Below are 21,147 nucleotides of genomic sequence, written 5' to 3'. Positions count from 1 at the left end.
GCCCGACCGGTTTCTGACGCTCGATACAACACCGCCTTAACGACAGCTTTCAAGGTACATCGGTCAATGCTGGTCGAGATACAGCTTTGCCAGTCGTACCTCCGGCCGGACCGTGTCCGCGTTTTGCGTGAGCGTGACAAGCTTCGCGTAGTAGAGTTGCGCCTTCTGCTTATCGTGCGCTAGGTCCGCTGCTTTCGCCGCACCATACAGGCCACGCAGACGGTTCGGGGTTGCTTGCATCGATGCCTCATACTCCTTCAGCGCATCGGCAGGTCGCTTCAGATCGAGCAACATTTCGCCCAGCAACTCGCGCATCGGGTAAAGCCGGTTTTCCATCGCGACCTGCTTTTCGCTGCCATCCTCCAGATCGGCGGCGGCGTGCATCTGCTTAAGCGCTTGATCGTCCTTGCCCTGAACATGATCCAGCCACGCCGAGGCGGCGAGGATTTGAATCTGGACCTGATCGGCCCAGTATGGTTGCCTAGCCTCTTCGAGCTTGGCGCGCAACTGCATGAGCATGTCGATATTGGTCTGCGCCATGTCCGCATTGCTGCTGCGAGCGCAGCCTAGTGCACGGGCAAAATACGTGATTGCCTCAGCTTGCGGCCAGCGGCTGCCACGCGGCTCAAGCGTGGCAGCCTCCTGCCAGTCGCCGCGCTCGAGCGCATATCGCGCCGGGATGGCAGCCAGCGCCGTGTAGACGGCCAGTCGGTCAAATGGAAATTTCGTGGCAGCGTTGGCGTCATCGCGGACTTGTTTTGCATGCGCGTCCTGGCCCAGCTGTAGATAGGCGTACTCCATGAAATCCCAGGAATGGGGCGCCCCTGTATGGGTGGCGCCCGGCCAGCTTCTGGCGGCTTCTTCCTGCATCACCTTCAGCGCCGCTTCGTTCGATTTGATGGATGCATCCCACATGCCGAGCATCGAGTAAATATGCGACGGCATGTGCAGGGCGTGCGGCGCCGCCGGGGCGATCTGCGCGTATTTGTTGGCAAACGGCAGTCCGCGCTTCGCGAGCGGCGGGTAGTCGTAGCTGTGGATCAGGTAGTGCGCGACACCGGGGTGGTCGGGCTGCTCGCGGTAGATTTTCTCTAGGATCGTTGCAGCCTCCAGTTGGTTGGCATACGTCTTGTCGCTGGGGTCCGCGGCCTCGTTGAGCGCAAGCGCATAGAAAATCGCGGCTTCCATATCGTCGGGATATTTCTGCGTCAGGCGCGCCATCGCATGCTCGTATGCCAACGTGCGCTGGCTTTGTGGGACTTTGTCGTAGTCTTTGTAAAATGCTTCGGCAGCCAGCAGCCAATCGCGCTCCCGTTCGGTCTTGGGATCCAGCGCCAATCCCTTCTCCGCAGCTTCCCATCCGCGCTTGAGTGCCGTCTCGTCAAACGGCGGGACCAGCGGATTAGGACGCTGGGCAATTGCAATGCCCCAGTATGCAATCGCACATTGCGGATCGATCTGGGTCACTGCCTCGAACGCCTTCAGTGTCGAAGGATAAAAGAAGGAATGCAGCATCGCCAATGCCTTCTCAAACTGGACTTGTGCCGCAGGGCTGCATGAAGTGGGGAACTTCACGGTGCCGAACTTGCCGCCAGTCGGTAGCGCAGCGGGGTGTTCTTCGTGCTGGGCGAGCGCGGGAGCAGAGGCGAGGACCGCGAGCAGGCATGCGGTTATTAGTTGCTTGCGATACATGTTGATCTCCCCCGCAGGATGAATGGCAAATTTCACGCGAGATCGTCGAAAGCGGTGGTGCCAGGCGGCCCGACGGCGATGCCCATCCCAATGACATTGTCGTGGGCGAGGGCTCCGGGCGCCATGGACTATTCCGACGGGAGTGAGTGGTGGGCACTCTTTTTCTAGTCAAGGCGTTACGTGCCCACAAGCTCGGAAACCCTGGGCGGCTGCACATTTTCACTAACGGATCGAACGGCCGGTTACGGATGGGGAACGGACGCGTCAATGTCGCTGGTACGGTTCGGTCGGATGACCCTTGGTGGCCGATTGGGAGAAGTCGCCAACGGCTGCTTAGGGGCACGCCGGTTCACAAAAACTGAATTCAGCTGACTGACCGGTGTGGAGAAGGCAATCTGACCGGAGTGGGTCGGCTTGGTGCACTCGCCGACGGGACGGCGGCGGCCAAGAGCCAGCGTTCGCTAGCGGCAGGACCCGGCCAACTACGGTCGTTCCGCCGACGCGCAGATCGCCATTCAAGCGTCGGCTTCGCACCCGGCACCAGACCGTCGCGGTTGGAGTCATCTCGACAACATGTCGGCCTTTATGGGAATTTTTTCTCGTGTTGCTGACCCAACCGTCGACGCTGTGAACGACGCACGCCCATGCCCCATCCAGCACCTGCGTCTCAAGATGGTTTACTGCCGCGCCGCTATCCGCACGCGCTCGCCCGCTTTGGTTCGCGCCGACGCGATCGACATGCCCAGGCCGAGCAACGTCAGGCAGACGACGGGCACCAGCATCGGAGCGCTTGCGTTGCCCGCGACCTTTCCTATGTAAGGCATCAGGTTCTGCGCGAAGAAGCCTCCGAGATTGCCAATCGAATTGATCGCCGCGATGCTGGCCGCAGCGCGGGCGCCCGTGAAGTATCGCGGGGGCAGCGACCAGAAGCATGGATAGAGCAGGGGAATGCATGCGCCGCCCAGCACGAGCGCGGCAAATTGCAACGGCAGACCCGGCAGCACGAGACTTAGCGCGAAGCCGATCACGCCGACGCCCGCAACCAACGCCATCGACCTGAGCACCACACCCTCGCGTTTCAGCTTCGCGGGCAGCCACAACAGAAGCAGCGCGGAGAGCATCCACGGAATCATGTTGAGCAGGCCATTGAGCGACGAATGCGAGACGCCGCCGCTTTTCAGCAGCGTGGGCAACCAGTAGGTCACGCCGTAGAGCGAGGTGGACATCAGCATGTAGCCGCACGCGAACATCAGCACGCGTTTGTCGACGAGCGCCCGCCACGGATGCCCGGCGGCCGCTTGCGCCGGCGCCTCTCGCCGCAGCGCCGCGATCATCAGGGCCTTTTCTTCGTTCGACAGGAACGGGGCGCGTTCGACGGACTCAGGCAGAAAGCGCAACGCGACGAGTGCGACGAGGACAGCAGGTATACCGGTTGCCACGAACACCCATTGCCAGCCAGCGAGACCCAGATTGCCGTCCAGCGACAACAGCAAGCCGCCCGCGAGCGAGCCGAGCATGTTGGCGAGCGCGCTGCCGAGCGTGAAGAAGCCGAGCATGCGTGTGCGATGACTCTGCGGAAACCAGAGCGTCAAATAGAAGATGACGCCCGGATAGAAGCCCGCTTCGGCGACACCCAATGCAAACCGGAACACATAGAAGAGTCCCGTTGAATGTGTGAATGCCATCGCCACGGTAATGGCGCCCCAGGTCGCCATGATGCGTGCGAGCCAAAGGCGAGCGCCGAAACGATGCAGCGCAAGCGTGCTCGGCACCTCGAACAGCAGGTAGCCGATAAAGAAGAGCGACGCGCCCAGACCATATGACGCTTCCGACATTCCCAGCGCATGCACCATCTGCAGTTTGGCAAAGCCGACGTTCTGCCGGTCGATAAAGGCGATCAGGAACATCACGATCAACAGCGGCATGAGCCGCCAGGCGACCTTTTTCACGACAGCCTGCTCGGCAAGCATGGTTTGGCTCACAATCAATCTCCGTTCAAGAATTCATATATATGTTTATGGGAATCCGTTTTCTCAACAATGGGTAGAAACCCGCTTTGTACATATTGAAAGGGGCATTTAGGGTTATCACTGATCTGCTGTTGGGCTTGAACATGAAATCATATAGATGAATTGAACGGAGACTACGATGCCCGCCGATGACCGGTTGCCCCGTTACCAGCGTTTGCGCGACGAAATGGTCGCTCTGATCGCGGCTCGCCATTGGCGGCCGGGTGAAGCGATCCCTACCGAGCAGGCGCTCGCCAAAAGCTACGATGTGGCGGTCGGGACGGTCCGCAAGGCCGTCGATCTGCTCGTCGCGGAAGGCCTGCTGGAACGCTTTCAGGGCAGAGGGACGTTCGTGCGCCGCGCGAGCTTCGACAGCTCCCTGTTTCGTTTCTTCCGCTTCCAGACACGGCAAGGCGAACGACGCATTCCAGAGAGCCGCATCTTGCGACGCGAGGTCGTCGATGCGCCGTCGGCTGTCGCCGCGATCTTGCAAATTTCGAGTAGCGCGCGCGTGATCCAGATGACTCGCCTGCGGCTGATCGACGGCGTGCCGATGCTCGCTGAAGAAATCTGGCTGCCCTATGTCCGTTTTGCGGCGTTTGCGCAGATGGACCTGAATGAAGTCGGTGACCTGCTGTACCCCGTGTACGAAGCGCAATGCAATCAGGTCGTGGCGTCTGCCACGGAAACTCTGACAGTCGAAGCCATTGGCCCGTTGCATGCACGGCTGTTACGCATAGAGCCGGGTACGCCCGCCGTCGTCATCGAGCGTCTTGCATACGGCTACGACAGACAGCCGCTCGAATGGCGCCGCTCACGCGGGCCTGCCAGCGAATTCATCTATCAGGCCGAGATCCGCTAGCGATTGCGCGCCTTCACAAACAAGTTGTTCCCACGCAGGAACGACGACTTGGGAGACAACAATGTTCAAGTGGTTCAGCCAGATTTCAGGCAATGAACGCCGGACGTTCTGGGCGTGCTTCGGCGGATGGGCGCTTGATTCGCTCGATGTGCAGATGTTCAGCCTCGTGATTCCGGCGATCATCGCCGAGTGGTCGATCAGCCGCATGCAAGCGGGGCTCGTCAGCGGCGTCACGCTGGTGGCGTCGGCGCTGGGTGGCTGGATTGCGGGCATGATGTCGGACCGGCTGGGGCGCGTAAAGACGCTGCAATGGACGGTCGCGTGTTTTTCCGTGTTCACGTTCCTGTGCGCGTTCGCGCAGAACTATCCACAGTTCCTCGTGCTGAAGACTCTGCAGGGGTTCGGCTTTGGCGGAGAATGGGCGGCGGGCGCCGTGCTGATGGCCGAGACCATCCGCAATGAGCATCGCGGCAAGGCGATGGGCAGCGTGCAGAGCGCATGGGCGGTCGGCTGGGGCGCAGCGGTGCTGCTGTATGCGCTGATGTTCTCGCTACTGCCTGCGGATACTGCGTGGCGCGTGATGTTTGGGGTTGGCATCGTTCCGGCGCTTCTGATTCTGTACGTCCGACGCGGCGTGCAAGAGCCTGCCGCGCCGGCGCGCGATGCGGGAGCGCGTCAGCAGCCGACGCCTGGCCTTGTCGTCGGCATCTTTTCTCCGCAAGTGCTGCGCATGACGCTGATCGGCGCACTGCTCGGCGTTGGTGCACATGGCGGCTACTACGCGCTGATGACCTGGCTGCCGACGTTTCTGAAAAGCGAGCGCCATCTGTCGGTCTTGAGTACGGGCGGCTACCTCGCCGTCGTGATCGTCGCGTTCTTTTGCGGGTGCCTCGTGAGTGCGCAGCTGCTGGATCGCATCGGACGCCGCAAGACCATACTCACGTTTGCGATCTGCTGCGTGATAACGGTGATCGCGTATCTGTTCCTACCGCTCGGCAATACCGCGATGCTGTTCTTCGGCTTTCCGCTAGGCTTTTTTGCAGCGGGCATTCCAGCAAGCATGGGCGCGCTGTTCAACGAGCTGTATCCGCGCGGGATGCGTGGCACTGGCGTCGGGTTTTGCTACAACTTCGGCCGCGTCGTGTCGGCGGGATTTCCGGTGCTCGTCGGGCACATGTCCGCGACCATGTCGCTTGGAACGGCGATCGGCATCGATGCGGGACTCGCATACGCAATTGTCGTCCTGTCCGTGCTGATGCTGCCCGAGACACGCGGCCGCACGTTGGGCGAAGCCACGTTCGAGCCCGAACACACAGGCGCGCTTTCTCACGCGCAAAGGCATTGACGGGCAAGGCATTCGCCGTAGCCGCGCAAGACTGGTGATGAAGGAACGTCCATGATGGAGAAGTCGAGGATAGAGGCGAGCCACCGGCAGGCTGTGTATCGTCCAGCCCACATTGCCTCTGTCGATACTCATGCTCATGTATTCGAGCGCGGCCTGCCGCTCGCCCAAAAGCGTCGCTACGTGCCCGACTACGACGCCACACTCGACGCATACCTTGCCCAACTGGACACGCACGGCGTATCACACGGCGTGCTTGTGCAGCCCAGCTTTCTCGGCACCGATTGCAGCTACATGCTCGATGCATTGCGCCGCGCGCCGCAGCGGCTACGCGGTGTCGCGGTGATCGAGCGTGATTGTCGGATCGACACACTGACGGAGATGGCGAATGCGGGCATTGCAGGGATTCGGCTGAACCTGATCGGACATGCCGATCAGCCGCTCGACAGATGGGTGAGCGCGCAAACGCTCACCCATGTCCGCGATCTGAAATGGCATGTCGAAGTGCATGCGGAAGCTGCGCGGCTGCAGGGCATCGTCGAGCCGCTTCTGGACGCTGGCATGAATGTCGTCGTCGATCACTTCGGCAGGCCCGATCCGGATATCGGTGTAAAAGACGTAGGCTTTCGCCGTCTTCTTCAACTGGCTGACACGCGGCGTGTGTGGGTGAAGATATCGGCCGCGTACCGGAATCGACGGCAGCTTCGCCCGGATGACCATGATGCGCATGAGGCATTTCATTTTCTGAAAGCGGCCTTTGGCGTGCATCGCCTTATGTGGGGCAGCGACTGGCCGCATACGCAGTTTGAAGCAGACGAGGATTTTACTCACGCGCTCGAACTTCTGCGCGCGCTGCTCCCGGTGGAAGAAGAGCGCAGGGTTGTCCTGGCAGACACGCCTGCAAGACTTTACACGTTCGACATTGCGTGATTCACTTCGCGCATTGCAACCGCAGCACTGGCTAAACGGGTTGCCTAGCCGCGCAGCGGCGATAAGGTCTCAGTGCGACGTACACCGGTCATAGTCATACGCGCCTTCGGAACCGGCGATACGGCTCAGGCATTCTGCCTTTCGGCGTTGCGTCCTCAACGGCTCAACCATGTCCTCGCTGGCCGGCACGGTGGGCGTCGTATGCTGGACGACGAGGAGCTGGAGGAATTTCGCAGGTCGCCTGGTTACGCCCCTAGAGTACGACGACCAGCTTTCCGGTGACCTCGTTGCGCTCCATCAATTCGTGAGCCCTCGGCACGTCGGTCAGCCCGAATACACGCATTGGGCGGCCTCGATACAAACCGCTCGCCGTTAGATCCACGATTTTCTGCATGGGCACGTCCGACAGCGGAAATTCTGAGGTCCCGAAGGTAAAGCTTCCAAAAAAACTCATCTGAACGCCGCTTGGCATCTGGCCAAGCGGATCGAACTCGGCGAGGGGGGTAAGCCCCCCAAGAAATCCGGCGATGCATACGCGACCGCCGCGACGTGTGGCCCGCAATGAGTCGAGAATCGTGCTGTTTCCGATAAGATCGAGTACCGCGTCAGCCTTGCCATCCGGCCAACCTGGCGCGGTAAGCAAATCGCCAACCGTCGTCACGACGTGTGCAGCGCCAAGCGAGCGCAGCAAGGCTTCATTGGTTGATCGACGAGTGGTTGCAATCACCTCGGCACCCAGCTGTCCACCGATGTCGATGGCAGCCTGCCCGAGGCTCGACGTGCCTCCGCGTACGACGAATCGCTGTCCTGCCCTCAATTCCAGATTCCGGTGAAGGCATGTCCAGGCAACCGCATAGGCTTCCGGCAGCGCGGCGAGAATGTCCCAATCAAGCGTGGTTTCAATTGCGACTACATTGGAAGCGGGCACCGCGACATATTCGGCATAGCTCCCATTGATAGTTCGGCCCATCCCACCCATCAACGCCATGACGGTTTGACCCTCACGGAGAACATCCGTCGCATCCGAAACAACGGTCCCGACACACTCGATACCGCTAATGTCGGCGACTTCCCCCCATAGCCCACGACGCATATAGAGCTCGGCCCGATTCAGACCGAACGCCCGAACACGAATCAGGACGCAACCCGGCCTCGCTCGGGGTTCCGGTACGTCGATGAGCTCCAGCATTTCCGGGCCACCAAACCTTTTCCTCACGATTGCTTTCATGTCGATCTCCCCAACAGGAGAACGAATGGTAGGATCTGTCATCGTCGAATAAAATTACCATGTTTCGACAGAGACTGAAGGCGCGGCCTACAATGAATGAGCCTACGTTACTGCAGTTGCAATGCTTTGAAGCTCTTGTATCGGAAGGTAGCTTTGCCGCGGCCGCTGCTCATCTGAACCGAACCCATCCGACGGTTCACGCGGCTGTGACGGCGCTGGAAGCCCAGGTAGGCATGACCCTGCTCGACAGGGCCGGGTACCGGGTCACGCTCACAGCGCAGGGGGTGGCGTTTCGCACGCGCGTGGCAGTGTTTCTTAACCAGTATGAAAACTTCCGGCGGGACGTGGCTCAACTCGCTGCTGGACAAGAGGCCGAATTGCGCGTGGTCGTGGGTGACCTGTGTCCGTTGTCGGAGACATTGGGGTCTCTGAAGCAGTTCTTTGCGAGCAGTACCGGCACGCGCCTGGCGTTGCTGTTCGAGGCCATCAGCGGTCCATGGGAACGGCTACGAAATGGCGATTGCGACTTGATCTTTCATCACCTCGACAAGCCTTCGCCGGCAATCGAAACCATCGAACTGTTCGATGTGAAGCTGGTGCCCGTCGCAGCGCCCGGATTTCTCAGACAGCCTCTTGATGAATCGCTCACGCCCGATGACTTGAGGCCTTATGTCCAGTGCGTCATTCGTGACACGAGCAAGCAGCCGTCAGACGCCAATTACTATCTGATCGAGGGCGCACCGACCTGTACTGTGCCTGACCAGTTGATGAAGCGTGAACTAATCGTGCAAGGGCTCGCGTGGGGACATATGCCGTCTCACCTGATCGCCGCCGACCTCAAGGAACATCGGCTAGTGTCGCTCGAAGGGCGTCATCTGCGCGGCGCCACGCTCAAGCACTATGCGGCACGCCGCCGGGACGACGCTCACGGTCCCATTGCGCAGAGGCTCTGGATGCAGTTGCTGGAGCAGGAGAGAGGTTGAACAGGGGCTAGCTGACATGTGGCCAGTTGCGATCATTGCCCTTGCATTTTCAAGGGCAATTGAGCGTCGGCTATGCAGCGCACCGCGGACATCGACTCATCTACTGTGTGTAAAGTCTCATAGAGCTCCTGTGAACAAGGGATCACAATGACAGCCTCTGGGCGGCCGACCTCGGTGACACGAAATTGACGTGTTCGATCCAACGACCGCTGAGTTCGTATCTGGCGTTACCTCGTCCGAGGTTCGCAGCACGCGCGCTTGTACCATCTTCCTGTCGAAATCAACCGTCACCGCGCTGACGCCCGACGGCTTCCGACGAAGCGACGCTCCACCGGCGCTTACGTATCAGATGGTCGAGCGACAAGGTTCCGGCACCACGGCACAACAGGACGAGCAGCATGGCTGCCCACTGAATATGTGTCGGCCACGCCTGTGGGTACACAAAGATTTCGATCACAGACGTCATCCCGAGCAGGACCAATGCGGCAGGCCTGACGCCCAGGCCGAGCACGAGCAACACCGGCATGCTCAGTTCTATCGATACGGTAATGTGCGCTGCCACATCCGGCGGCAACAACGGCAGCCTGTATTCGTCGCGAAACAGTGCTAGCGCCGCATCCCAGTTTGCGAGCTTGGTCATCGCGGAATTCCAGAATATCGTTGCAACCGCGAGGCGCAGCGGAATGGCCAGCAGCCAGTAAGGCACGTTTTCCAGCCACTGAACTGCGCGCTGAAATACGCTACGGCCGTCTGCAGGGTTGGAAAGGCGAGTCATGTTGACGATCCCTGGTCGAACCGCATACGGCTGGCAGTCAGCGACGTCTGCACGACGCACCCACGCGCCAGGTATGCGCCGATGAGTGCATACCCGTCCGCTTCGGGCGCACATGCCAGCGCCGCGTCGAGCGCTTCGCCTGCAAAAAGTGCCTTGCTGATGCGCCACTCTCCGGTGCACAAGCGCAGCGTATCGACGCCTTCGTTCACGCGTTGCACGAGCAGATGCACCGGGCCGTCCGCAAGCACGATCGCGCGCAGCGCTGCGTCGTCCTGCTGGAGCACCGCACGCCAGATGGTGTCGGCGGGCGAGTCGCAACGCAGCAGCCGCGTGGCCGGATGAAGCGACAACCGCAGCGAGCCGAGCGCGTCCTCGTTGAGCCCTGCGAGACACGCTGGATCGAGCGGCGCGATGTCGGGCGCGTGCAGCACGCCATTCACCTGGCATTCGAGCTGCGCGACGTCGACCACATACGGCATCGATGAGAGCTGCGGCATCTGCGCGAGGAAGGCCGGGAATTCCGCGCCATATTCGTCGAGCCATGCGGTGCGCGGTGGCGCGGTGCGGACGAACAGGCGCACCGCGCCCTCGAAGAACTCCGCGCCGAGCAGACGTTGCACGGCGGGAAAGGCGAGCCGCAGCGCATTGACCAGCACGCCCTCCGCGGTGTTCCGGTAGATGTTCAGGCGTGCCTGCGGATCGAGTCCGTCGGCCAGCACGGTGGAGGCCGCGTCTCCAGCAGCGCTTTCATGGGCATCTTCGAGCAGGCTGCGACGCATGGCCTGTTGGAGATCAGCCAGCGATGGCGTGCGCATACTCATGGCGAACCGCCTCCAGTGCCGATTCCGCCGTTGCGGCTTCTTCGATGAGAACATCGAGCGGCGGCACGTCGGTGTCCCATTCGATCAGCGTCGGCACCGGCCCGAAACGTTCTAGCGCAGCTGCATAGAGCGCCCACACCTGCGCCGCGACACGTGAGCCGTGATCGTCGATGCGCAAGACCCGGCCGCCCTCTAACTGCCTCACGCTGTGGCCGGCAAGATGGATCTCGCCGATGGCCGCCGGCGGCAGCGCGTCGAGGTACGCCTGCGGATTCCATCCGTGATTGCACGCGCTGACGTAGATGTTGTTCACGTCGCACAAGAGTCCGCATCCCGTGCGTTGCGCGAGATGCGCGAGGAACTCCCACTCCGGTATTGTCGAATGCGCGAAGCGGAGATAAGTGGACGGGTTCTCGACGAGAATCGGCCTCGCGAGCGCCGTCTGCATCCGATCGACGTTGCGACACACGACGTCGAGCGATTCTTCGGTCATCGGCAACGGCAACAGATCCGCCAGATACGTACCGCCCGTCACGCTCCACGCAAGATGTTCGGAGACGAGGCCGGGCTGCACGCGCGCGACGGCCTCGCTCACGCGTGCAAGATGTGCGGCGTCGAGCCCATCGGCGCTGCCGAGCGAGAGGCCTACGCCGTGCAGGGAGACCGGATATTCGCGGCGAATCGCATCCAGATCGCGCGTAGCGGACCCGCCGCCCATGTAGTTTTCAGTGTGCACCTCAAACCACGCCGCAGCCGGTCGTTCGTCGAGCACGGCGCGATGATGGCGAAAACGCAGTCCCACGCCGGCCCTCGAAGGAATCGGGCCGGCTGGCGCGCGCGGGCGGGCGACCGTTGCGCTCATGGCCGCAGCGCCCCTCAACCTGCCTTCGCCTGACCGCCGGCGATCTTGCTGCAATCGCCCGCCGGCAACAACACGAATGACTTCGGGTCGCGCGCCTGAGTGGCCTGGCCAGCGCACGAGTGCGCCCCTTCGGCGCAGTCGTTCTTCGCGACCGCGTTGATGCCGTAGCACTTTTCGAGGTGGTTCTGTGCCATTCTGGTCATGTTGTCCTTCACGACCTGTGGCGGGTTGCCCATACCCTGCGCCTGCGCGGGCAGCGCCTGCATCGCGAGCGCCACGCCGACTGCGGCGGACAGCGACGAAATGGTCAATGCGGACTTGCTCATAATGTCTTCTCCGAGGGTTGGGATCGCGAAGCTGCGATCTCCTAAGCAGATTCGGTCCCAAGCGGCCAAAGGTTACGCCGCGCGCAAATTATTTTTTGTCCAATTGCCTCTTCCACTGAGTGCAACGATGGCCGACTATCGACACCGCTGCGCCGCGCGCAAGCTGCCCGAGCGGTCCACACCGGCAGGCGAGGAACCGTGCGGCGCCGTGCCGGATGACGCAACGCGACCCGACGGCACGCCCGACTGGTCCGTTTTGATGGCGCGCGCGCAGCAAGGCGATCGCGACGCCTACCGCCGCCTGCTGCAGAGCATGACGCCGTATTTGCGCAGCCTTGCGGTTCGTCATGGGGTAAGTCCCGACGCCGTCGAGGACGTCGTGCAGGACATCCTCTCCACCGTGCATCTCGTACGCCATGCCTATGACCCTGCGCGGCCGTTCGGCCCCTGGCTGCTGACTGTCGCCATGCGCCGCATCGTCGATACGCTGCGCCACGCTGGCCGTCTGGACGCCCGCGAGGTGCCGCTCGACGTTGGACATGAAACCTTGGCCGACCCCACAGCGAATCTAATGGAAGAGGCCAGCGATGCGCGCATGCTGCGCGAGACAATCGAGCGCCTGCCGCCAGGGCAGCGCGACGCGATACGTTTGCTCAAACTCGAGGAAATGTCATTGAAAGAGGCGGCTGTGGCGAGTGGAATGACCGTTGCCGCGTTGAAGGTCGCGGTACATCGCGGGCTGAAAGGCCTGCGCAAGCTCCTGACGCAGGGAGACCGAAAATGAGTCCGACCTCCGATCTGATCGAATCGCTGGTTGCCGACGCGAAGCCGGTGCGCCCGCTTCGCGCGCCCGCCGTGCGGGCGTCTGGCTGGCTGCTGTTCGCCACACTCGTGCTCATTCTGGTCGGCGTGGCGCACGGTGCGCGGCCCGATCTCGCGACGAAGCTCCAGCAGCCGGTGTTCGTGACGAGCGTGGCGGCAGCCGCATTGACGGGAATTCTCGCTGCAGTCGCGTCGTTCGTTGCCAGCGTGCCGGGAAGGTCGCTGCGCTGGCTACTGTTGCCGCTGCCCGCGCTGGTGGCGTGGGTAGCGACGATCGGCTACGGATGCTTGACGAACTGGGTGCAGCTCGGACCGGACGGCATGTCACTGGGGGAAACCGCGCGCTGTTTTGCGACGCTCGGCCTCACGGGCATTCCGCTCTCGCTCGCTCTGCTCATCATGTTGCGCCACGTTGCACGGCTTGCGCCCGCTCTGGTGGTGATGATGGGCAGCCTGGCCGTTGCCGCGCTCACGGCTGTGGCGCTCTCGACGTTTCATCCGCTCGACGCGACAGTCATGATCCTGGTGTGGAATTTCGGCGTCGCGGCGATGCTGTTGTTGATCAGCGCGTGGTACTCCCGAAGATTGCTCGCGTGGGTGATATCGCCTGTCCGGTGACAGCATTGGTGGGCCTTGCCTTCACACGCGCATACTCGGGACCGCGGAAGGGAGCACCGATAGTCCCGACTGGAACTTGAACTTACGTAGCGCTGCTCGTGACCTCTCCGGTGTCCGACGTGCGTACCATTGACCTTCGCGACACAAACGCGGGTATCGCCCATCGCTCCCCGCTGTGCACAGCTCGTGTCACTGTCGTGCACAGCTCGTATCACTGTCGACTAAGAGAACACATTCCCTGTGCGCAGTCTCGCGTCGATTTCGCAAGCGCGTCAGATGGCCCCCACTACAAGCGGCCACAAAGGCCGGGGCAAGAAGGCGCAAGAAGCAGAGGTATCGGCATGCGATCCACGCGTTTCAGGTCGACTCCGCGGGTCGTCGGCAGCCATTCCGCGCTCGACGCGGAAAGGGGGATGTATGTCACGTTCAGAACTACATCGGCCCGCGCGACGCGCACTGCGTCGTCGGCAGTCGCGCGGACACATCTGGCTCGCCATCGACATGTCGCTGACTGGACTGTCCCTGACTCCAGCGGCGTTCGCGGCAGGCCTCCTTCCGCAAGGCGGCACATACGTCGCCGGCACGGGCACGATAGCCAGCCAGGGGAATGGCCTCGTGATCACCCAACCAGGTTCGACGCGCGGCGTGATTGACTGGAACAGTTTCTCGATCGGCAGGCATAACAACGTGACGTTCGAGAACGGCGCCGGCGCGACCCTGAACCGGGTAAGGGGTGGCTCGCCCTCGGCCATTCTTGGCAGGCTCAGCGCAACGGGAAGCCTCTATGTGATCAATCCGCAGGGCATCGTCGTGGGTCCGTCGGGTGTGGTCAGCACCGGTGGCCGCTTCGTCGCGTCCACCCTCGATGTCTGCAACAGTGCATTCATGAGCGGCAGCAGCGCGCTTACGCTCTCGGGCGGCTCCGATGCAAGCGTGGTCAACCTGGGCAGCATCAGTTCGAGCGGCGGCGATGTGTTCCTGATTGCGCGACACGCAGTCATCAACGCCGGCACCGTGGCAGCGCCCAACGGCACGGCGGAACTGGCCGCAGGGGGCCAGGTGCTGTTGCAGGACTCAGCGGGCAGCCGGCAGGTGTTCGTGCAGACGGGCAGTCAGGGCATCGTGGTCAACAAGGGACTCATCAACGCCGCGCAGGTCAACCTGCAGGCCGCCGATGGCAACGTATATGCGCTTGCAGGTGGCGGCACGCGCATTCGCGCAACCGGCACGGCCAGCCGCGACGGGCACGTCTGGCTCGTCGCCGACAGCGGTGGTGTGGAGCAACTCGGCAAGATCGCCGCAAGCAACGCGGACGGCCGCGGCGGAACCGTCGATACACAAGCGGCACAACTGACGTTCGGCAGGCACGCGGTGGTCGATGCAGGGCAATGGAATCTCTCGACGCCCACCTTCACCATCGATGATGTCGCAGCGCATGCGTTGCAGCGCAGCCTGAACGCGGGCACCTCGGTCGACGTGACCACGACGGGCGCGAACGGCGCAACGGGCGACCTCGGCGTCGCTTCGAGCCTGCGCTGGTCCGGTCCAGCCTCGCTCACGCTCGCCGCGTACCACGACGTCTCTGTGACGACGGGTACGACCATCGCGAACGCCGGTGCGGGCAACCTGACGTTGCGCGCCGACGCGTCGGGAATTGACAACGGTGGCAGCGTCGTCAACAACGGCACGATCGACTGGTCGAAGAGTACGGGCATCGTTAGCACGCTTTACGATATGAACGGCAGCTACAGCCCCGGCACACTCGTCGCCAATTCGGCCTGGACCGCGCCGCTCTACAGCGGGCTCGTGACACAGATAACTGGATATCAACTCGTCAATTCGGTCACGGACTTGCAGAACATCCAGAACAATCTGGCCGGCAATTACGCACTCGGCAAGGACATCGATGGGAGCAATTTCGCATTCGTAACACTCGCTAATCCTCCCTACCCTGGGTATCCGATCATGTTCACGGGCCAGTTGGACGGTATGTGGCATACGATTTCCAACGTCTTGCCGAGCGATGTCGCGATTTTTGGTGATATTGGCGCAACCGGTGTCGTGCGCGACGTGAACGTCACCTCGAACGTCAGCCTCACGGCTCCCCCCGCAACCTTACCCCTCGGCGCCGGGATACTGGCCTTTTATAACTACGGAACGATCGCCAACGTCTTTACCTCCGGGGCCTTTGGCACACCGGTCAGCAATTCATACACCGAGATCGCCGGACTTGTCGCTGAGAACGACGGGCTGATCGCGCGCTCGGGCAGCAGCGCAACCCTCCAGGGGGGTAGTGCCGCCGGGCTGGCCCTCACTAACGGAGGCACGATCACGGAGTCATACACAATCGGATCAGTCACCGGATCTGAACGTGCTTTCGTCTCCGCGGGAGGACTTGTACTGAGCAACCAAAGTGCAACGTACGTGGGACACGGAATAACGATCAACCAAGGAACGATCACTCAGTCTTTCGTTGCGGGTCCCGTGAGTTCGGGCACGACCGGGGGTTCGAGCACGACCGGCGGCATCTGCGCACCCGCTTGCGGTGGCATCATTGGGAGCGACGTTTACTGGAACGTACAGACAACTGGACAGTCGTCGAGCGGCGGCAACCTGCCAGCGTCGAACGGGCTCACTACGGCCCAGATGAGCGACCCGGCCAGTTTCGTTGGCTGGGACTTCGGGCCGAACGGCGCATGGACGATGCTGCCCGGAGCGACGCACCCCGTTCTGACCTGGCAAGTTACTGGGCACTGAATCTTAGCCACCGCACCGACGCTTGCATGAGCGTCTGCCGCGTCGCGAGACGCGGCAGACAGATCTTTCGCCAGGTTCGTCCTGAGCCGATATATTCTGCTTCGAAGCAGGCATAAGGCTGCGAGGAATCAAATAGCAGATAGGGGTCGATCTGGTGCATTCACCGACGGCGTGGTGGCAGCTAACTGTCCCCGGTCGTCAACGGGCAGAGCCCGGCCAAACTGAGCCATTGCGGTATGACCGGCGAGCGTCGGCTTCCCGTCCGACTTCAGACCGAAGAGCGACATTTGAACAGCACGAAGAACTACGCGTTTCACTAATTGAGCGGTCTCGCGCTTGCATGGAAGTCGTTCGTGTCTTCCTCGGAGCGAGCAAGGAGTATCCTTCCAGTGAGGCCGACGCATTTCGGTTTCGTCTCCCGGAAGTGCAACTGCCTGCAAGGCAGGTTTCAAGCGTCGAAGCACCCGTCAATGGAGAGTAGGCAGGTGGCCGTCGAAGGTTGCCGTGCGGCCAGACGGAAAAAGGAGGCAGGTATGAGCACTTGCAGCGAACCGCATCACGCACACCATGACCATCAACATGGCCCGGGCTGTGGACACACCGCGATCAAGCATGGCGATCACATAGACTATCTGCACGATGGCCATTTGCACCATCCGCACGGCGATCACGTGGACGAACACAAGATCGACGTTAGCGCAAAAAATCCGGACCAATGCACACCAGACTGCGGTGGCCATGAACCGGGCCACATCCACGGCCCAGGCTGCGGACACGACCCAGTACCGCATGGCGATCATGTCGATTATCTGGTTAACGGCCGTCTTCATCACCCGCACGGCGACCACTGCGATGACCACGGTCCGGTGGAACTCGCCTGAGCGTTATTGAAGCGCGGGCGGGTCCGGGAGTACGCTCGCGCCAGCCTGAACCGCTCCACGTTTTCCCGAGGCTGTTCAGCCGGTCCGGTCACTCGCACCTTCTTGACCGGACTGCCCCGCCGTCAGCGCGAGGGCCTGAATGAATCAGCCACCGATAGGACTCTTCCGTTGTTCTCGCTTCAATTCCCGAGCTTCATCTGCGCCTTGCGGTCGACGCGTCCTTGTAACCATGTCGTCGCCGCAGCCGTGATCGAAGTGCCGACTGTAGGCCCACGGGCTTGTGGAAACTCGACGACGGTTTGAAGTTGTATGCTGTTTATCGCGAGTTGGGGAGGCACGATCTTGCCTGCCTGCGACTCCACTACCGTCACAAGCTACTTCAAGTCACGTGCATATTGCCTGCCCTGGCCGTCAAATGGGTCGTCATCTCAAGAGGAGGGCAGGGCGAGTTGCGGCCGATCGGATGAATCCATGCTGGCGTCCTTTACGCGCGGTAACCCGCTTCCTGTATCAAGCTTGTCAAGTAGGTGCGAGCGCTGCTTCACCGCTTCGCCTCCATCGGCTCGCCGAGCACGAATGGGCCGCCCTGGAAGCGTTGCGCGGGGTCGTCGTGCGAGTCGCCCGGTGCAGTCGCGGGGAAACGTTCTGCAAACTGCGCAGCGCTGTCGCGCGGGTTGAAGCCGAGGAAGCTGGCTTTCGTATTGTCCCACCACTTGACCGGATTGTTCGACACGCCGTATACGACCACGTGCCCGACGCGGTTCGTGAACAGCGAACACCGCACCAGTTCGATGAAGTCGCGATAACTCAGATACGTGACGAGCATGCGTGGATTCTTCGGCTCTTCGAATGACGAGCCGATTCGCAGGCACACCGACTCGATGCCGAAACGATCGTAGTAATACCGCGAAAGCGCCTCGCCGAAGCACTTCGTCACGCCGTAGAGGCTGTCCGGGCGCTGCGGCGCGTCGGTGTCGAGCACTTCGGTGACCGGATGAAAGCCGATCGCATGATTGGAGCTCGCGAACACGACGCGCTTGACGCCGTGCTTGCGCGCGGCCTCATACACGTTGTATGTGCCGGCAATGTTCGCTCCGAGCAGATCCTCGAACGGGGCGTCGATGGAGATGCCGCCGAGATGCACGATCGCATCGACGCCCTCGACGAGCTGCATCACCGCCCGCCGGTCCGCCAGATCGACGATGGTCGTTTCTTCATGTGGCGCGGGTTCGCTGAGCTTCGCGATGTCGCTCACGCGCACGACATCGGCCCAGTTGGCGAGCGCGCCGCGCAACTGGCGGCCCAGGTTGCCGGCGGCGCCGGTCAGAAGCAGACGCCGGAAGGGCTTGAGCGACGCTGTGGTTGTTTGGTTCATCAAGAAAAATTCCTGAAAAAAAGATTGTTTGGAAAACGTTTTCTAAAACGACGGGCGATATGCAGTGCCAATTGTCGAGCGCATCGCCAGCAGCTGGGCGGTTTAATTTGGTGGCATTTGCCCGCGGCCCGCGTTTCCTGCGACAATCTGTTAACAAAATGGAAAACGTTACCTTCCGCATGAAAAAACTGTTTCCAACGATTCGTGACGTCGCCGCTGCGGCTGGCGTGTCGGTCGCCACGGTGTCCAAGTACATGAACGGTGCCCAGCGCTTCTCCGCGCCGGTTGAGGCGCGCCTGAAGGCGGCGATCGAGGAACTCGGCTACCGCTCGAATCCGCTTGCGAGATCGATGATCACCGGCCGCTCACGCACCATCGGGCTGACCATTCTTGACATCAGCAATCCGCACTTCACGAATGTCGTGAAGGGCGCCAATCGCGTCGCGCTGCGCCACGACTACACGCTTCTGCTCGTCGACACCGACGAAAACCAGGCGCGCGAGCGTCCGCTGATCGAAGCGCTCGCGCAGCGCGTCGACGGCCTGATCGTCAGCTCGCGGATACCCGACGACGAGGCGCAGTGGCTGCTCGATCTCGACAAGCCACTTGTGCTGTTGAGACGTAGCGATGCGCTGCCGCTCCCGAGCGTCGGCATCGACAACCGGCTCGCAACCTACATGCTCGCGCGGCATCTGCTGAACCTCGGGCATCGTCATATCGCCTACCTCGGTTTCGGGCAGGCGCGCATCAACGACGAGCGCATTCGCGGTGCGCGCGAGTGTCTCGAGGAAGCCGGCCTCGCGCTCGACGTGTACGACGCTCACGCGCCGACCGCGCATGCAGGCGAGGACGCGTGCTCGCGCGTGATGCTCGGTCCGCGCAGGCCGCAGGCGGTGATCTGCTACAACGACCTGATCGCGCTCGGCTTCATGAAAGAGGCGGCGTCGCTCGGCATCAGGGTGCCGCACGAGCTGTCGGTGACCGGCGTCGACAACGTCCCGTACGGCGAGTACGCAGCGCCCGCGCTGACCACCGTCGACATCCAGAGCGAGAAGATGGGCGAGCTCGCGATGCAAAAGCTCATCGACGCGCTCGCGGGCCACGCGATGGCCGGGCATTCGACGTTCGAGCCGAGGCTCATCGTCCGTGAATCGACCGCGGCCTGCGGCTGACACGCCTCGCGCCTTCACGCGTCGAGCTTCGCGGGCGTCATGCGCGGCGTCAGCATCTGCATCACGGCCAGGGCGACGAGGTAGGCAAGTGCGCCGATCGCGAACAACACCCAGTAATGGCCGGTGCGTTGCAGGACCTGCCCGATGACTTCCGAAAACAGCACCGCGCCGATCGAGCCCGCCATCCCGCCGATGCCGACCACCGCGCCCAGCGCGCGCTTCGGGAAGAGATCGGACGCCGTGGTGAAGAGGTTCGCGGACCAGCCCTGATGCGCTGCCGCCGCCAGTCCGACGATCGCAACTGCGCCCCAGAGGTTGTCGACTTGTGAGACGAACGCGATCGGCAGCACGCAGCACGCGCAGATCAGCATCGCTGTCTTGCGCGCGGCGTTCACGCTCCATCCTGAGCGCAGGAGCGCCGAAGAGAGCCAGCCGCCGCCGATGCTGCCGAGGGTCGTCATCGCATAGATGCAGACGAGCGGCAAGCCGATGTGCTGCATGTCCATACCGCGCGACTCGTTGAGCCACTTCGGCAGCCAGAACAGATAGAACCACCACACCGGATCGGTCAGGAACTTACCGATCAGGAATGCCCACGTCTGGCGCTTTCTGATCAGTACACGCCAGCCCGGCGCGCGGGCATTCACGTTGGCGGCATCGAGCACCTCGACTTCGTCCTGCCCCTGCTCGAGGGAGCGTGGGTCGGCGGATCGGTAGAACGCGAACCATACGGCCAGCCAGACGATGCCCGTCGCCCCGATGATCACGAACGCCGCGCGCCAGCCGAACGCCAGCGCGAGCGGCGGAATGATGGCGGGCGCGAACACCGCGCCGATATTGGCGCCTGAGTTGAAGATGCCGGTCGCAAGCGCGCGCTCGCGGCGCGGGAACCATTCGGCAGTCGTCTTGATGGCGGCCGGGAAGTTGCCGCCCTCGCCGATGCCGAGCAGCGCACGCACCATGGCGAAGCCGGTCACCGAGCCGACCGCCGCGTGCAGGACTGCAGCCACGCTCCATATCAGCATGGCGAGCGCGTACGAAATGCGCGTGCCCAGCCAGTCGACGATGCGGCCGAAGCACAAGAGGCCGACTGCGTAGAACGCTGAGAAGGCGATCACGATGCGGCCGTACTGCACCTGGGTCCAGCCGATGTCGTGCTGCAGCACTGGCGCGAGCAGACCGAGAATCTGACGGTCCATGTAGTTGATCACGGTCGCGAAGAAGAGCAGCGCGCACACCGCCCAGCGGTAGCGGCTGGCGGTGCGGGCGAGCCCGATGACGGCAGTTTGCATGTAAATCTCCGTTGCGCGGCGTCGCTCGTCGCGCCGCGCTATGTGTGATTGATGTCGGGGAGCGCCGAGCCCGCGACGCATGGCACTGCGGGCGGAGTTAGTCACGAGCAGGTCCCGTTAGGAAAACGTTTTTCTAAGATAGAAGATCTGTGACGCTTTTACTAGCCCCGTGGTTTACCTAGTCTTGCGCTCTAGGTAGCAACGGTGTGACCATCCTGTCCTGACATTTAGTTAATCGTTTTCTTTGACGCCCGCAGCAGCCTGAATCACGCCGAGATGGTGCGACGTCGACGGCGATCGAGGGGACGCGGCGGGCGGAATATGGGTGGTTCATGCGTCGGCGCGAACAGAGTGAAACGACGCGAGCGGATTTTCGAAGGGTTTTCTGACTTCCGTCGAG

General features: G+C 62.1%; 18 protein-coding genes. 8 read left to right on the top strand and 10 right to left on the bottom strand.

The window, feature by feature from the left end:
* Positions 1 to 63 precede the first annotated feature (63 nt).
* Positions 64 to 1,728 carry a hypothetical protein gene (locus AB3X86_RS26710; RefSeq protein ID WP_368598328.1) on the bottom strand — a complete coding sequence of 555 codons (1,665 nt, stop codon included), beginning with the start codon at positions 1,726 to 1,728 and terminating at the stop codon, positions 64 to 66.
* A 641-nt stretch (positions 1,729 to 2,369) separates the two neighbouring features.
* A complete protein-coding gene (locus AB3X86_RS26705) occupies positions 2,370 to 3,674 on the bottom strand; it encodes an MFS transporter (protein WP_368598327.1) in 1,305 nt (434 codons plus the stop codon).
* Between the two features lie 166 nt (positions 3,675 to 3,840).
* On the opposite strand from AB3X86_RS26705, the gene AB3X86_RS26700 reads away from it, so the two are divergent.
* From AB3X86_RS26700 to AB3X86_RS26690, 3 genes are all read left to right on the top strand, one after another.
* The gene (locus tag AB3X86_RS26700; RefSeq protein ID WP_008922347.1) at positions 3,841 to 4,563 is read left to right on the top strand and encodes a GntR family transcriptional regulator; all 723 of its coding nucleotides are present in this window, start codon (positions 3,841 to 3,843) and stop codon (positions 4,561 to 4,563) included.
* 61 nt (positions 4,564 to 4,624) lie between these two features.
* Entirely contained in the window at positions 4,625 to 5,908 is a 1,284-nt protein-coding gene (locus AB3X86_RS26695; protein ID WP_368598326.1) for an MFS transporter, read from the top strand.
* A 51-nt stretch (positions 5,909 to 5,959) separates the two neighbouring features.
* Entirely contained in the window at positions 5,960 to 6,835 is an 876-nt protein-coding gene (locus AB3X86_RS26690) for an amidohydrolase (protein WP_368598325.1), read from the top strand.
* A 253-nt stretch (positions 6,836 to 7,088) separates the two neighbouring features.
* Here the strand turns inward: AB3X86_RS26690 and AB3X86_RS26685 are convergent, their stop codons facing one another.
* The gene (locus AB3X86_RS26685) at positions 7,089 to 8,063 is read right to left on the bottom strand and encodes a zinc-binding dehydrogenase (protein ID WP_368598324.1); all 975 of its coding nucleotides are present in this window, start codon (positions 8,061 to 8,063) and stop codon (positions 7,089 to 7,091) included.
* A 92-nt stretch (positions 8,064 to 8,155) separates the two neighbouring features.
* Here AB3X86_RS26685 and AB3X86_RS26680 point away from each other — a divergent pair, with 92 nt between their 5' ends.
* Positions 8,156 to 9,046, top strand: coding sequence for a LysR family transcriptional regulator (locus AB3X86_RS26680; protein ID WP_368598323.1), 891 nt, complete (start codon positions 8,156 to 8,158; stop codon positions 9,044 to 9,046).
* Positions 9,047 to 9,326: 280 nt separating this feature from the next.
* Here the strand turns inward: AB3X86_RS26680 and AB3X86_RS26675 are convergent, their stop codons facing one another.
* From AB3X86_RS26675 to AB3X86_RS26660, 4 genes are read right to left on the bottom strand one after another with little or no spacing between them, the layout of a single operon-like run.
* Complete coding sequence (locus AB3X86_RS26675; RefSeq protein WP_368598322.1) at positions 9,327 to 9,821, bottom strand: DoxX family protein; 495 nt, start codon at positions 9,819 to 9,821, stop codon at positions 9,327 to 9,329.
* Complete coding sequence (locus tag AB3X86_RS26670) at positions 9,818 to 10,642, bottom strand: putative DNA-binding domain-containing protein (protein WP_368598321.1); 825 nt, start codon at positions 10,640 to 10,642, stop codon at positions 9,818 to 9,820. Before AB3X86_RS26670 ends, AB3X86_RS26675 begins: the two co-directional genes overlap by 4 nt.
* Positions 10,614 to 11,504 (bottom strand): DUF692 domain-containing protein, encoded by an 891-nt coding sequence (locus AB3X86_RS26665; RefSeq protein WP_368598320.1) that lies wholly within the window; start codon positions 11,502 to 11,504, stop codon positions 10,614 to 10,616. Before AB3X86_RS26665 ends, AB3X86_RS26670 begins: the two co-directional genes overlap by 29 nt.
* Positions 11,505 to 11,518: 14 nt before the next feature.
* On the bottom strand, positions 11,519 to 11,830 hold the full coding sequence (locus AB3X86_RS26660) for a DUF2282 domain-containing protein (protein WP_368598319.1): 312 nt from the start codon (positions 11,828 to 11,830) through the stop codon (positions 11,519 to 11,521).
* A gap of 127 nt (positions 11,831 to 11,957) precedes the next feature.
* Between AB3X86_RS26660 and AB3X86_RS26655 the strand changes: the two genes are divergently transcribed.
* The 3 genes from AB3X86_RS26655 to AB3X86_RS26645 all read left to right on the top strand — a co-directional run bounded on the left by AB3X86_RS26655 (position 11,958) and on the right by AB3X86_RS26645 (position 16,027).
* Positions 11,958 to 12,614, top strand: coding sequence for a sigma-70 family RNA polymerase sigma factor (locus AB3X86_RS26655; RefSeq protein WP_368598318.1), 657 nt, complete (start codon positions 11,958 to 11,960; stop codon positions 12,612 to 12,614).
* A complete protein-coding gene (locus AB3X86_RS26650) occupies positions 12,611 to 13,270 on the top strand; it encodes an NrsF family protein (RefSeq protein WP_368598317.1) in 660 nt (219 codons plus the stop codon). The genes AB3X86_RS26655 and AB3X86_RS26650 overlap by 4 nt, the downstream gene beginning before the upstream one ends.
* A gap of 417 nt (positions 13,271 to 13,687) precedes the next feature.
* Positions 13,688 to 16,027, top strand: coding sequence for a filamentous hemagglutinin N-terminal domain-containing protein (locus tag AB3X86_RS26645; RefSeq protein WP_368598426.1), 2,340 nt, complete (start codon positions 13,688 to 13,690; stop codon positions 16,025 to 16,027).
* Positions 16,028 to 16,494: 467 nt separating this feature from the next.
* On the opposite strand, the gene AB3X86_RS26640 is transcribed toward AB3X86_RS26645, so the two are convergent.
* Both AB3X86_RS26640 and AB3X86_RS26635 read right to left on the bottom strand, forming a co-directional pair.
* The gene (locus tag AB3X86_RS26640; RefSeq protein WP_368598316.1) at positions 16,495 to 16,887 is read right to left on the bottom strand and encodes a hypothetical protein; all 393 of its coding nucleotides are present in this window, start codon (positions 16,885 to 16,887) and stop codon (positions 16,495 to 16,497) included.
* Positions 16,888 to 17,449: 562 nt separating this feature from the next.
* Positions 17,450 to 18,283, bottom strand: coding sequence for an NAD-dependent epimerase/dehydratase family protein (locus AB3X86_RS26635; RefSeq protein ID WP_368598315.1), 834 nt, complete (start codon positions 18,281 to 18,283; stop codon positions 17,450 to 17,452).
* A 158-nt stretch (positions 18,284 to 18,441) separates the two neighbouring features.
* Here AB3X86_RS26635 and AB3X86_RS26630 point away from each other — a divergent pair, with 158 nt between their 5' ends.
* Complete coding sequence (locus tag AB3X86_RS26630) at positions 18,442 to 19,455, top strand: LacI family DNA-binding transcriptional regulator (RefSeq protein ID WP_368598314.1); 1,014 nt, start codon at positions 18,442 to 18,444, stop codon at positions 19,453 to 19,455.
* A 14-nt stretch (positions 19,456 to 19,469) separates the two neighbouring features.
* On the opposite strand, the gene AB3X86_RS26625 is transcribed toward AB3X86_RS26630, so the two are convergent.
* Positions 19,470 to 20,747: an MFS transporter gene (locus tag AB3X86_RS26625; protein ID WP_368598313.1), complete on the bottom strand. Its 1,278-nt coding sequence runs from the start codon at positions 20,745 to 20,747 to the stop codon at positions 19,470 to 19,472.
* Between the last annotated feature and the right edge of the window lie 400 nt (positions 20,748 to 21,147).

This window comes from Paraburkholderia sp. BR14374, from assembly GCF_040948685.1.
In the GTDB taxonomy this organism is placed as follows: Bacteria; Pseudomonadota; Gammaproteobacteria; order Burkholderiales; family Burkholderiaceae; genus Paraburkholderia; species Paraburkholderia youngii.
The sequence above is the reverse complement of the archived record's forward strand: the minus strand, read 5'-3'. Positions and strand labels throughout refer to the sequence as shown.